The sequence below is a fragment of the Bradyrhizobium sediminis genome, assembly GCF_018736105.1.
Classification (GTDB): Bacteria; Pseudomonadota; Alphaproteobacteria; order Rhizobiales; family Xanthobacteraceae; genus Bradyrhizobium.
In genome coordinates this window covers 1,705,789-1,718,495 of sequence record NZ_CP076135.1, presented here as the reverse complement: position 1 = coordinate 1,718,495, position 12,707 = coordinate 1,705,789, and the positions used below count along the sequence as shown (strand labels likewise).

Genomic DNA, 12,707 nt, shown 5'->3' with positions numbered 1-12,707 from the left:
CGACGGTAAGCGCTTCAAATAGCAGATAAAATTGACTGGGAAGGGCGAAGCCGCCAAAGGTGATGCATATCACATTGACCGATCCGGAGCGCGTCTAGGCTGTCAAGGCACCCGGCGCCCGGGTCTTCGCTGCGCTGATATTGCGCAACCCATCTTACGTCGGGAGGTTTGTCCCGACATGCAAAATTGGAATATCGCTGTGACGACATTTAGCAAGACACCGCTCCTCGACACGATCCACACCCCGGACGATCTGCGCCGGCTCAAGGTCGAGCAGGTGCGGCAGGTCGCCGACGAACTGCGCCAGGAAACCATCGATGCCGTCTCGGTCACCGGCGGACATTTCGGCGCCGGCCTCGGCGTCGTCGAGCTGACCACGGCGATTCATTACATCTTCGACACCCCGCGCGACCGCCTGATCTGGGACGTCGGCCATCAGGCCTATCCGCACAAGATCCTGACCGGCCGCAGGGACCGCATCCGTACCCTGCGCACCGGCGGCGGGCTGTCCGGTTTCACCAAGCGCACCGAGAGCGATTACGATCCGTTCGGCGCCGCCCACTCCTCGACCTCGATCTCCGCCGGCCTCGGCATGGCGGTGGCGCGCGACCTCTCCGGCGGCAAGAACAACGTCATCGCCGTGATCGGCGACGGCGCGATGTCCGCGGGCATGGCTTATGAGGCCATGAACAATGCCGGCGCGATGAATTCCCGGCTGATCGTCATCCTCAACGACAACGACATGTCGATTGCGCCGCCGGTCGGCGCGATGTCGGCCTATCTGTCGCGGCTTTACTCCGGCAAGACCTATCGCACGCTGCGCGAGGCCGCCAAGCAGCTCGGCAACCATCTGCCGAAAATAATCGCCAACCGCGCCAATCGTGTCGAAGAATATTCCCGCGGCTTCATGATGGACGGCGGCACGCTGTTCGAAGAGCTCGGCTTCTACTATGTCGGCCCGATCGACGGCCACAACCTCGACCACCTGCTGCCGGTGCTGAAGAACGTCCGCGACATGGAGACCGGCCCGATCCTGGTCCATGTCGTGACCCAGAAGGGCAAGGGCTACGGCCCGGCGGAAGCCTCCGCCGACAAATACCATGCGGTGGTGAAGTTCGACGTCGCGACAGGCACCCAGGCGAAAGCAAAACCGAACGCGCCCGCCTACCAGAACGTGTTCGGCCAGAGCCTCGTCAAGGAAGCGCAGAAGGACGACAAGATCATCGGCATCACCGCGGCGATGCCGTCCGGCACCGGGATCGATATTTTCGCCAAGGCTTTCCCGACCCGCACCTTCGACGTCGGCATCGCCGAGCAGCACGCGGTGACCTTCGCCGCCGGTCTTGCGACCGAAGGCTACAAGCCGTTCTGCGCGATCTATTCGACCTTCCTGCAGCGCGGCTACGACCAGGTCGTCCATGACGTGGCGATCCAGAGCCTGCCGGTGCGCTTCGCGATCGACCGCGCCGGCCTCGTCGGCGCCGACGGCGCCACCCATGCCGGCTCGTTCGACAACGCCTATCTGGGCTGCCTGCCCAACTTCGTCATCATGGCGGCTTCCGACGAAGCCGAGATGGTCCACATGGTCGCGACGCAAGTGGCGATCAACGACCGCCCGAGCGCGCTGCGCTATCCGCGCGGCGAAGGCCGCGGCGTCGAGATGCCCGAAGTCGGCATTCCCCTCGAGATCGGCAAGGGCCGCATCGTCCGCGAGGGCACCAAGATCGCGCTGCTGTCGTTCGGCACCCGTCTGGCCGAATGCGAAAAGGCCGCCGACGAACTCGCCGCCCATGGCCTCTCCACCTCGATCGCCGATGCTCGCTTCATGAAGCCGCTCGACACCGACATGATCCTGAAACTCGCGCGCGAGCACGAAGTCCTGCTCACCATCGAGGAAGGCTCGATCGGCGGCTTCGGCTCCCATGTCATGCAGCTACTGGCCGATAACGGCATGCTCGACGGCGGCTTGCGGATGCGGGCGATGGTGCTGCCCGACGTGTTCCTCGACCACGATACGCCGGCCGCGATGTATGGCCGCGCCGGCCTCGACGCCAAGGGCATCGTCGCCAAGGTGTTCGAGACGCTCGGCAAGGACTTCAAGGCCGAGACGGTGAAGCTGGCCTGACGGTCCGGTGGCCACATCCTTCGAGACGCCCGCAACAGCGGGCTCCTCTGGATGAGGTCCCAAACCTCTTGGTGAGGAGCGCAGCGACGCTGCGCGTCTCGAACCACGAGCCATCTGCTGCTTCAATCGAAATGAAGATTTACCTCGCCGGTCCCGACGTTTTTCTGCCCGACGCCCTTGATATAGGACGGCGCAAGGCGGAAGTTTGCGCGCGCCATGGCCTGACCGGGCTCTATCCGCTGGATAATGCCGTCGACGTGACGGCAGCCGATGCCTCGCTCAATATCTTCAAGGGCAACCAGGCCATGATGATCGAGGCCGACGCCGTGATCGCCAACCTCACGCCGTTCCGCGGACCGGGCGCGGATGCCGGGACCGTCTACGAACTCGGCTACATGGCGGGGCGCGGCAAGCTCTGCCTGGGCTACTCCAATCATCCCTCGTCCTACGCCGACCGCGTCCGCGAATTCACCGGCGTGAATTCGCGCGATGGACGCCTGATCGACCGGCACGGCCTGACCGTCGAGGATTTCGGGCTGACCGACAACCTGATGATGATCCATGCGCTCGATCTGTACGGCTGCACGCTGGTGACGCCACAGCAGGCGCCCGCAGACCTCTGGCGCGATCTCACCGCATTCGAGGCCTGCGTGCGCATGGCGGCCGAGCGGTTGTCTCCGGCCCATGTGCGGGCATCGAGTTGACCGTGGCCAGGCACGACCGCAGCCTTCCCCCTGCCCGCAAGCGCGCCGACATGCTGCTGGTCGAGCGCGGCCTGTTCGAGAGCCGGGCACGGGCGCAGGCCGCGATCGAAGCCGGCCTCGTCACCGCCAATGACAGGCAGGTCGCCAAGCCCTCCGAAACCATTCCGGCCGATGCGGTAATAACGGCGCAGCCCGCGCATCCCTTCGTCTCGCGCGGCGGCGTCAAGCTGGCGGGCGCGCTGGAGCAATATCCGATCGAAATCGAGGATCACGTCTGCCTCGACGTCGGCGCATCGACCGGCGGTTTCACCGAGGTGTTGCTCGCCAACGGCGCCAGCCTGGTGTTCTCGATCGATGTCGGCCACGGCCAGCTGCATCCTTCGCTGCACGGCCATCCCAAAATCGTCTCCATGGAAGCCACCGACATTCGCAATCTTGAAGGCAAGCGCCTGCCGGCGCGGCCGGACATCGTCGTCATCGACGTCAGTTTCATTTCCCTGAAGGCCGTGCTGCCGGTAGCGCTGTCGCTGGCGGCAGCGCCGATGCATCTCTTGGCATTGATCAAGCCGCAATTCGAGGCGCCGCGAAAACATTCCAAGCGCGGCATCATCCGCGACGCCGCGGTGCATCAGCAAGTCTGCGACGACATCGCGGCGTTTGCCGCCTCGCTCGGCTGCACCGACATCAAGGTGTTTCCGTCATCGATCGCAGGCGGCGACGGCAACTTCGAATTCTTCATCGGCGCGCGCCGTGGTTGAGCACCTCACCATCGATCATGTCGGCCATCACGGCGACGGCGTCGCCATCGTCGGCGGGCAGTCGATCTACGTGCCGTATGCGCTTCCCGGCGAGACGATCGAGGTGGCGCCGGTGCCGGGTCACCCCGACCGCCGCCGCCTGCTGCAGGTCGACGTCGCGAGCCCGGACCGGATCGCACCGTTCTGCCCGCATTTCGCCATCTGCGGCGGCTGCGCTATCCAGCACTGGCAGGGCGAACGCTACCGCGCCTGGAAGCGCGACATGGTGGTCGAGACGCTGGCGCGCACCAGGCTCGACTGCGAGGTAGACCCGCTGATCGATGCCCATGGCCTCGGCCGCCGGCGGATCACCCTGCATGCCCGGATGGGCACGCACGAAGTGCTCAGGGTGGGCTACACCGCGGCCGGTTCGCACGACGTCATTCCGATCGACCACTGCCCGATTCTCGATCCCGGCCTGAGCGGCGCGCTCGATGCGGCGTGGGCCTTGGCCGAGCCATTGATCGCGGTCGGAAAGCCGCTCGACATCCAGATCACCATGACCGATAGCGGACTCGACGTCGACGTGCGCGGCTCCGGGCCGCTGCCGCCGGCCATGATCGCCACGCTGTCGCGCCTCGCCGAGCAACATCGGCTGGCACGGCTGACGCGCCACGGCGAGCTGGTGCTGATGCGCACCCCGCCGACGATCGCGATCGGGTCCGCGCGGGTCACCTTGCCGCCGGGCTCGTTCCTGCAGGCCACCGTTGCCGGCGAGGAAACGCTGGCGGCGCTGGTAGCGGAACGCTGCAAACGCGCCAAACATGTCGCCGACCTGTTTTGCGGGGTTGGCCCGTTCGCGCTGAGGCTGGCGGCGAAGGCCCGGGTTACGGCCTTCGACAGCGATGCCGGCGCGGTCACCGCGCTGCAGAAGGCGGCGACCTCGACATCAGGCCTGAAGCCCGTCAAGGCCGAGGCGCGCGACCTGTTCCGGCGGCCGCTGATGCCGCCGGAATTGCGCGACTACGACGCCGTCGTGTTCGATCCGCCGCGGCAGGGCGCCGAGGCGCAAGCCAGGCAGCTTGCCGCCAGCAAGATTCCGGTCGTGGTCGCAGTGTCCTGCAATGTCGCGACGTTTGCCCGCGACGCCCGGATCCTGGTCGATAGCGGTTACAAGATGCAGAGCGTGACGCCGGTCGACCAGTTCCGCCATACCTCGCATGTCGAACTGGTGGCGCGGTTCGCACGTTGAAGTTCACGCGCTAGAAATCACCTTCCCCACCTGTCCTGCCAGATCTTCTCGCCGATCATGCAGTTGACCCGCGGCTCCTTCGAAGCCACCGGGACGATCGGGCGCTCGGGCGTGCGGCCGGCGACCTCGAGCACGAGCTTGGTCCGGATCGCCTCCTTGAACTTGTCGCGGTCCTTGATCGTCACCACGAACGAACCCGGGCCGCCGATCACGCAGTCCTCGTAATAGAAATCGAGGTGGTCGATATCCATCGTCGAATAGGACGGCTCCTTCACCATGATCGGCAGGCCGTTGATGACGATCCCCTTCTCCAGCGCGGCATCCCGCGCGGCCGTGACCGGCGAGCCGTTGTTGTTGGGTCCGTCGCCGGAAATATCGATCACGCGCCTCAAGCCGCGATGCGGGTTCTCGTCGAACAGCGGCATCGCGAAATGGATCGCCCCCGAGATCGAGGTGCGCGAGGCCCGGCGGATCGGCGTCTTCATGATCTCGTTGGCGACGGCATCCGCCGTCTCCGGGCCGTCGATCACCCGCCAGGGAATGATGATCTTCTGGTCGCCCGACGCCGCCCATTCGAAATAGGTCACCGCGATCTTGCCGTTCGGGCCGGTCTTCAGCGCCTGCAGAAATTCCCTGGAGACGATGGCTTGCGCGTAACCCTCGCGTTGAAGCGCGAGCTCGTCCATGTCCATCGAATAGGAAACGTCGACCGCAAGCACCAGTTCGACGTCGACGGACGGGTCGACCTCCTTGTTGGCGAGTTGATGGCTGAGCTGGTTGCCGGGGGTCGGCGCGGCGATCCCCACGACGTCGCCTCCAGCCATGGCGCCTGCGACAAGCACCGCCCCGATCGAGACACACCAGCGCATCAGCGGCCCTCCCGTCGTATGACGTGATCGTGACACGCAAACCGGGCTCCGAAAAGCGGGAACATCGGTTGTCCCTACACAATCAGGTTAGCCGGCGCCCGCCGCCGCAAGCGACACGGATTGGAACGAATCCGGCGCGCTGTTTCTGTTGCAATGCCCGGTTCCAGGAAAGACCGGGAGCCTGTAAACTGATCGGGACGGCCGCGGGCCGCGGCGATCCGACCATGACGCAGTGCCAGTCGGAATGCCGCGCCAACTGATCGCCGCGCACGGCGCCGTCGGGAGAGCCTGCCGGAATGATCGACGCCGTCACCAAGCCGAAGACCAAGGTCAAGACCAAGACCGAACGGCCGCGCCTGCACAAGGTCATCCTGGTCAACGACGACTACACGCCCCGCGAATTCGTCGTCACCGTCCTGAAGGCGGAATTCCACATGACCGAGGATCAGGCGCACAAGGTGATGATCACGGCGCACCGGCGCGGCGTATGCGTGGTCGCCGTCTTCACCAGGGACGTCGCCGAAACCAAGGCGACGCGCGCCACCGACGCCGGCCGCGCCAAGGGCTACCCGCTGCTGTTCACCACCGAGCCCGAGGAATAGCAGCTTCCCGTTTTAGTTTCAATTTTACCGACCACTCGCACCGAGTTTTCAGGTTCGGCTGACATGGTCGCGCCATGACCATCGCACTCCGCAAGCAGCTCCGGCAGCAATCTCTCCCGGAAATTTCATTCGGGCCATTCCGCTTCCTCGAAGCGTTGCCCTGGCTGGTGATGGCCGCGGCGATGCGCGTGATCGCGTTCGGCGGCGGGGCGGTGGCGTTTCCGGCCATCGTCGTGGCCAGCATCGCGGTGCTCCATGCCTTCCTCGTCGTGGCTCAACGCTCGATCGAACTCAACGACGGCCAGACCAACCTCGGCGAACTCGAATTCACCGAACAGTTCAGGCTGTCGAGAGCGGTGCTGTGGCGGATCGCGCTGCTGATGTTCGCGGCAGGCTGCGCCCTGCTGGCGGCAGGGTTCACATCGTTCGCGCCGCACATGATGAACGGGCTCGACGGCATGGCGTTCGATCAGTGGACGAATATCGGCAAGTTCTGGAGTGCGATGGTCGCCGCCCTCGTCCTGCTGATGATCGTCGATGCCGAGCGCAATCATGGCCAGGTCAGCTTCGTGAGGGCGCTCGCCGAATTCGCCCGGCGCGGCCTGTGGGTCGGAGCCGCGGTGGTCGTGCTCGGCGCGGTCTATCTCGGGCTTGGTCTCGGCCAGGGCTGGGTGCGCAGCGCGATCTGGAATTTCTGGCAGGTATCTTCCTCCAGCCAGTTCATCAAGAACCTGATCTACTTTGTCTTCATCTTCTCCTTCGCGATGCTGCGGCTTTGGATCACCTTGCTGATCCTGACCTGGGGCCTGAAGCAGTCCTACCTCCGCAGCGGCGGCGCGTAGGACGATGGCGATCGCGCGGGCCCTGAGACTGGTGTGGCCGGACACCTCGTTCGGCCCCTTCCGTTTCGTCGAGGCGGTGCCCTGGCTGATGTTGGCACTGACCTGCCGGATCGTCGGCCCCGAAGATAAACCACTGTTGAATCTGCTGGCCGCGTGCGGCACATGGGTCGCTGTGCTGATGGCTTTCATGGCGGTCGCCCGACGTGTATTCGCGATATTCGACCGCTCCTCCCACCTCGATGCGCTGCCCCTCGACCGGGAGCTACGACTCTCGCTCCGAATATTTGGCCGCATCATGGCGGTGATGGTTGCGGCCACCCTGTTGCTGCACAATCTCGGCAATGCGTCCATCGCGCCTTACTTTATGCTGGGGCTGGACTCGATGGCATTCAACCAGTCCAGCATTTCCGGAAAAGTCTGGAGTGCATGCATGGCAGCACTCGTGCTGCTTCTCGTTCTTGGCATCGATCGCAACAGCGGAAAGCCGAGCTTTGCGTCGGCATTTCGCGGTCTGCTCAACCAGGGTGTCCGGTTCGGCGCCGCGATCGTGGTCCTTGCCGTATTTTACGTTGCGCTCGGTCCCATTCAGAATGTGGTCTTGAACGGATTCTGGGGCTCCTCAGTCGTCGCGGCGTCCAGCCATCAGACCAAGACCCTAATCTATTTCACCGTCACTCTCGGCTTTGCGGCGATGCGCCTTTGGGTGACGCTGCTGGTCCTGACCTATGGCCTCAAGCAGTCCTACCTCCGCGGCGCCGCTTAGGCCGCCGGCGCCTCATCCACCAGCCCATAAACCCGCTCGGCCTTCGAAAAACCCGCGATCGGGAACTCGCCGAGATCGGCCCAGCTGCCGGCGCAGATGCCTGCAAATCCGGCCGACGCCACCACGGTGCGGCCGAGCCGGCCTGCGATCTTTTCCAGCCTTGCTGCGAGATTGACGGCGGGACCGATGCAGGTGAAGTCGAGCCGGTTGCCGCCGCCGATATTGCCGTAGAGGATTCTGCCGACATGCAGCGCGACGCCGAAGCGGAAGCGCTCGACGGCGTCGCCGACCGGGTATTGCATCGCCTCGACGCTGGCGCGGGATTCGCGGGCGGCTTCCAGCACGCTTCCGCAAACCTGGTGGACGTCGCCGACATATTCGTCGATCGGAAACACCGCGAGCAGCCCGTCGCCCATGAACTTCAGGACTTCACCGCCGTGATTCCGGATCGACGACACCTGGCAGTCGAAATAGCCGTTGAGGATATCGACCACGGTTTCGGCCGGCAGCCGGTCCGACAACGCGGTGAAGCCGCGCAGGTCCGACAGCCAGATCGCCGCATCCATCGTATCGGTATGGCCGCGGCGGATCTGGCCGCCCAGGATCCGCGCGCCGGCGCGGTTGCCGACATAGGTGTCGAGCAGGATCGACGCGGTACGGCGCAGGCTGATGATTTCGGTTACCCGCGCCAGCGGCGGGATCACCGACCGCAATGCGCTCAACTGTTCGTCGGTGAAGCCGCCCGGCTGCTTCGTAGTCCAGCTCGATGCGTGGATCGAGCCGTCAGTGAACAGCAGCGGCAGCGCGATATAATCGGTGACGCCTTCGGCGCGCATATCCTCGATGATCGGGAAGCGCTTGCTCTCGGGGTCGTCGACGCGGGCCCTCACCTCTATTCCCTGGGTGAAGACGACGGCCAGCGGGCTGTTTTGAAATTGCGGCGAATCCCGGATATCGAAATCGACCGTGCCCATTTCGACCTCGGCGCCGGGCCGCCAGATGAAGTTGCGACCAAAAATATCGGGATGCAGCGTCCGGATGAAGACGCCGACCCGCCATAGCGGCAAGCCCGCCTGTGCCATGCGTTCCCAGGTCTCCGCCATCACCCTGAGCGGGCTGCCCGCCGACCGCGCGCCATCGATCAGCCAGTCGGTAATTTTCCGCAGTTCCGATGCGTTCATGGGAGGTCCATTTGCGGCGCAAGTTTCGGAGACGTCAAGGCGAGACGAACGCTTTGCGTTTCGGCGCCGGTATTACCGTCATCCCCCGCGCATGCCCGGGCTTCATGGTTCGAGACGCGCGGCGTTGCCGCGCTCCTCACCATGAGGGTCCAAGACCTCATCCTGTGGAGCCGCGCTTGCGCGGCGTCTCGAAGGATGAAGCCACCGAACTGGAAAATGCGTTAACCGCCCACCTGCCCGCGGTGCCGCAGGAAATGATCCGCCAGCACGCAGGCCATCATGGCTTCGCCGACCGGCACCGCGCGGATTCCCACACATGGGTCGTGGCGGCCCTTGGTCAGGATGTCGGTGTCGGCGCCGCTGCGATCGATGGTGCGGCGCGGCGACAAAATCGACGAGGTCGGCTTCACCGCGAAGCGCGCCACCACCGGCTGGCCGGTGGAGATGCCGCCGAGGACGCCGCCGGCATGATTGGACATGAAGCTGATGCCCTGATTGCCCATCCGCATCTCGTCGGCGTTTTCCTCGCCGGACAGTTCGGCAGCACCAAAGCCGGCGCCGATCTCGACGCCCTTCACCGCGTTGATGCTCATCAGCGCCGCCGCCAGATCGGAATCGAGCTTGGCGTAGATCGGCGCGCCCAATCCCGCCGGCACGCCTTCGGCTGTTACCTCGATGACGGCGCCGATCGACGACCCGCTCTTGCGGATGCCGTCGAGATAGCCTTCGAAGAACGCGGCCTTGTCCTTGTCCGGGCAGAAGAACGGATTGCGCGCGATCTCGTCCCAATCCCATTTGTCGCGATCGATCTTGTGCGGGCCCATCTGCACCAGCGCGCCGCGCACGTTCACCCCCGGCAGGATCTTGCGGGCGATGGCGCCGGCGGCGACGCGGGTCGCGGTTTCCCGCGCGGAAGAACGCCCGCCGCCGCGATAATCGCGCAGGCCGTATTTCGCCTCATAGGTGAAGTCGGCGTGGCCGGGGCGGAACTTGTCCTTGATCTCGGAATAGTCCTTGGAGCGCTGGTCGGTGTTCTCGATCAACAGCGCAATCGGCGTGCCGGTCGTCACCTGCACGCCGGTCTCCGGATGCGCCATCACGCCGGACAGGATCTTCACCGCATCGGCTTCCTGGCGCTGGGTGGTGAAGCGCGACTGGCCGGGACGGCGGCGGTCGAGATCGCGCTGAATATCCTCGTTGGTCAGGGGCAGCAGCGGCGGGCAGCCGTCGACCACGCAGCCGATCGCAATCCCGTGGCTCTCGCCGAAGGTCGTGACCCGGAACAGGTGACCGAAGGTGTTGAAGGACATTTGGAGGGCCTGAACGCCGAATGTAGGTCGATGCTGACTGTGTCGTAACGCGCGTGGTTCGAGGGGTCAAATGCCCTCTCGTTCGTCATGGCCGGGCTTGACGGTGGGTGGGTCTGGCGACCTCCACCCTTAACCATACTTCTGCAGCCCGCCGTCGCTGAACACGTAGACCACGCCCTGCCCGATCGGTATTTCCGAGGCCTCATGCGGCGTCGAAATGCCGAGTGCGACCATCAGCGCCCGCATGGTGCCGCCATGGGCGACCGTGACGGTGTCGCCGGCCAGCGAGTCGAACCACTCGCGCATGCGCAAGGTGACGCTGGCGTAGCTCTCGCCCGCAGGCGCGGCGACGCCCCATTTGTCTTCGCGGCGCGCGGCAAAGGTCGCGGCGTCGTGCTGCGCCATCTCGGGCAATGTCAGGCCTTCCCACTGGCCGTAGCCGATCTCGCGCAGGCGGTCGTCGACGGCGTAATCGTGGTGCGGCAGCTGCAACGCGCCACGCACCAGCTCCATGGTCATGCGGGCACGGCCGAGCGGGCTCGCCACGAACGGCAGCGCGGTCGCCGCGTGGCCGTTCTGCGCCAGGAGATCGGCGAGGATGCCGCCGGCGGCGACCGCCTGGCTGCGGCCGAGGTCGTTGAGCGGAATATCCCGCGAGCCCTGGAAACGGCCTGCCGCATTCCATGCGGTCTCGCCGTGGCGGATGTAGTAGATGACAGGCATACAGAATCGCGTTTTCCCAGTTCGTCATGCCCGACCTCGTGCCGGGCATGGCGAGCTTATTCAATCCTTGCTCAGCGAATTGCTCAGCGAGATATCCGGCGCGTCCGGACGCTTCATGCCGACGGCATGGTAGCCGGAATCGACATGATGCACCTCGCCGGTGACGCCGCGCGACATGTCCGAGAGCAGATAGAGCGCGCTGTCGCCGACTTCCTCGATCGAGACGGTGCGCCGCAGCGGCGCGTTGTATTCGTTCCACTTCAGGATATAGCGGAAGTCGCCGATGCCCGACGCCGCCAGCGTCTTGATCGGTCCGGCCGAGATCGCGTTGACGCGGATGTTCTTCTCGCCGAGATCGGCGGCAAGATAGCGCACGCTGGCTTCCAGCGCCGCTTTCGCAACGCCCATCACGTTGTAGTGCGGCATCCACTTCTCGGCGCCGTAATAGGTCAGCGTCACGATCGAGCCGCCGTCGACGAGGAGCTTTTCGGCGCGCTGGGCGATCGCGGTCAGCGAGTAGCAGCTGATCAGCATGGTCTTGGAAAAATTGTCGGCGGTGGTCTCGAGATAGCGGCCGTCGAGCTGATCCTTGTCGGAAAAGGCGATGGCGTGCACCACGAAGTCGATCTTGCCCCATTTCTCCCGCAGCACCTCGAAGACCGCGTCGATGGTCGAGGGATCGGTGACGTCGCAGTGACCGAGCAGGATACCGCCGAGTTCCTTGGCGAGCGGCTCGACCCGCTTCTTCAGCGCGTCGCCCTGCCAGGTCAGCGCGATCTCGGCGCCGGCCGCCCGGCAGGCCTTGGCGATGCCCCAGGCGATCGAACGGTTATTGGCGACGCCCAGCACCACGCCGCGCTTACCCTGCATAAGACCTGAATTTTGCGACATCTGGGGTTTCCAATCGAGCTTTCCCGGGGGTTTGGAGGTACACCAGCCCTCCCGGCCGGTACAGCCCAAATTCACCCCGGTTCGGGCCGTCGGCGCGCAGCCTTGACAGCCGGAATAGTCCCGTCATCCGGGTGTTATGCTGTAGTAGGCGTTCGCGTTGATCCGGATGCCGGCCGCAGCAACCCGAGACCGATGTCGATGAGCGCATTTCGTCAGAGTGTCGAAGCCATGATTCCGGCCCTGCGCCGCTATGCGCGCGCGCTGGCGCGCGATGCCGATGTCGCCGACGACCTGGTGCAGGACACGCTGGTGCGGGCCCTGCGTTCGGAACGGCTGTTTCTCGGCGGCGACGTCAGGAGCTGGCTCTACACCATCCTGACCAACCTCAACAAGAACCGGCGGCGATCGCTGGCGCGGCGGCCGCAATTCATGCCGCTGCTCGACAACAATCCCGACGCCAGCGGCACCGAGGCCGAAGGCCGCGACATCGCCCGCGCGCTCGCCACGCTGGTGGAGGAGCAGCGCTCGGTGCTGCTTTTGGTGATGCTGGAGGGATTGAGCTACCGCGAGGTCGCCGACATCCAGGGCGTGCCGATCGGCACCGTGATGTCGCGGCTTGCCCGCGCCCGCGCCCATGTCAAAGCCGCGCTCGAGGGCGAGCGGCCGGCGCTGCGGCGGGTGAAATGATGGCGAGCCCCATGCGTGAGA

The 12,707-nt window shown here is 65.1% G+C and carries 13 protein-coding genes; 8 read left to right on the top strand and 5 right to left on the bottom strand.

Annotated elements, in window-relative coordinates:
• Positions 1-199: 199 nt before the first annotated feature.
• The 4 genes from dxs to KMZ68_RS08300 all read left to right on the top strand — a co-directional run bounded on the left by dxs (position 200) and on the right by KMZ68_RS08300 (position 4,818).
• The gene (gene dxs / locus KMZ68_RS08315) at positions 200-2,125 is read left to right on the top strand and encodes a 1-deoxy-D-xylulose-5-phosphate synthase (RefSeq protein ID WP_215615314.1); all 1,926 of its coding nucleotides are present in this window, start codon (positions 200-202) and stop codon (positions 2,123-2,125) included.
• A gap of 131 nt (positions 2,126-2,256) precedes the next feature.
• On the top strand, positions 2,257-2,829 hold the full coding sequence (locus KMZ68_RS08310; protein ID WP_215615313.1) for a nucleoside 2-deoxyribosyltransferase: 573 nt from the start codon (positions 2,257-2,259) through the stop codon (positions 2,827-2,829).
• A gap of 50 nt (positions 2,830-2,879) precedes the next feature.
• On the top strand, positions 2,880-3,587 hold the full coding sequence (locus KMZ68_RS08305; protein ID WP_215616253.1) for a TlyA family RNA methyltransferase: 708 nt from the start codon (positions 2,880-2,882) through the stop codon (positions 3,585-3,587).
• The gene (locus tag KMZ68_RS08300) at positions 3,580-4,818 is read left to right on the top strand and encodes a class I SAM-dependent RNA methyltransferase (RefSeq protein WP_215615312.1); all 1,239 of its coding nucleotides are present in this window, start codon (positions 3,580-3,582) and stop codon (positions 4,816-4,818) included. Before KMZ68_RS08305 ends, KMZ68_RS08300 begins: the two co-directional genes overlap by 8 nt.
• A 17-nt stretch (positions 4,819-4,835) precedes the next feature.
• Here KMZ68_RS08300 and KMZ68_RS08295 read toward each other — a convergent pair whose 3' ends face one another.
• Positions 4,836-5,687, bottom strand: coding sequence for a DUF1194 domain-containing protein (locus KMZ68_RS08295; protein WP_215615311.1), 852 nt, complete (start codon positions 5,685-5,687; stop codon positions 4,836-4,838).
• Positions 5,688-5,983: 296 nt separating this feature from the next.
• Between KMZ68_RS08295 and clpS the strand changes: the two genes are divergently transcribed.
• From clpS to KMZ68_RS08280, 3 genes are all read left to right on the top strand, one after another.
• Positions 5,984-6,289, top strand: coding sequence for an ATP-dependent Clp protease adapter ClpS (gene clpS / locus KMZ68_RS08290; protein WP_215602995.1), 306 nt, complete (start codon positions 5,984-5,986; stop codon positions 6,287-6,289).
• Between the two features lie 74 nt (positions 6,290-6,363).
• On the top strand, positions 6,364-7,131 hold the full coding sequence (locus tag KMZ68_RS08285; protein WP_215615310.1) for a hypothetical protein: 768 nt from the start codon (positions 6,364-6,366) through the stop codon (positions 7,129-7,131).
• Positions 7,132-7,135: 4 nt separating this feature from the next.
• Positions 7,136-7,894: a hypothetical protein gene (locus KMZ68_RS08280; RefSeq protein ID WP_215615309.1), complete on the top strand. Its 759-nt coding sequence runs from the start codon at positions 7,136-7,138 to the stop codon at positions 7,892-7,894.
• Here KMZ68_RS08280 and KMZ68_RS08275 read toward each other — a convergent pair.
• From KMZ68_RS08275 to fabI, 4 genes are all read right to left on the bottom strand, one after another.
• Positions 7,891-9,075: an adenylate/guanylate cyclase domain-containing protein gene (locus KMZ68_RS08275; protein WP_215615308.1), complete on the bottom strand. Its 1,185-nt coding sequence runs from the start codon at positions 9,073-9,075 to the stop codon at positions 7,891-7,893. The genes KMZ68_RS08280 and KMZ68_RS08275 overlap by 4 nt on opposite strands.
• A 221-nt stretch (positions 9,076-9,296) precedes the next feature.
• Entirely contained in the window at positions 9,297-10,385 is a 1,089-nt protein-coding gene (gene aroC / locus KMZ68_RS08270; RefSeq protein WP_215615307.1) for a chorismate synthase, read from the bottom strand.
• Between the two features lie 129 nt (positions 10,386-10,514).
• Complete coding sequence (locus KMZ68_RS08265) at positions 10,515-11,108, bottom strand: histidine phosphatase family protein (RefSeq protein WP_215615306.1); 594 nt, start codon at positions 11,106-11,108, stop codon at positions 10,515-10,517.
• A 60-nt stretch (positions 11,109-11,168) separates the two neighbouring features.
• Positions 11,169-11,999: an enoyl-ACP reductase FabI gene (fabI, locus tag KMZ68_RS08260; protein ID WP_215615305.1), complete on the bottom strand. Its 831-nt coding sequence runs from the start codon at positions 11,997-11,999 to the stop codon at positions 11,169-11,171.
• A 198-nt stretch (positions 12,000-12,197) separates the two neighbouring features.
• Here fabI and KMZ68_RS08255 point away from each other — a divergent pair, with 198 nt between their 5' ends.
• Entirely contained in the window at positions 12,198-12,686 is a 489-nt protein-coding gene (locus KMZ68_RS08255; protein ID WP_215615304.1) for an RNA polymerase sigma factor, read from the top strand.
• The last annotated feature ends 21 nt before the right edge of the window (positions 12,687-12,707 follow it).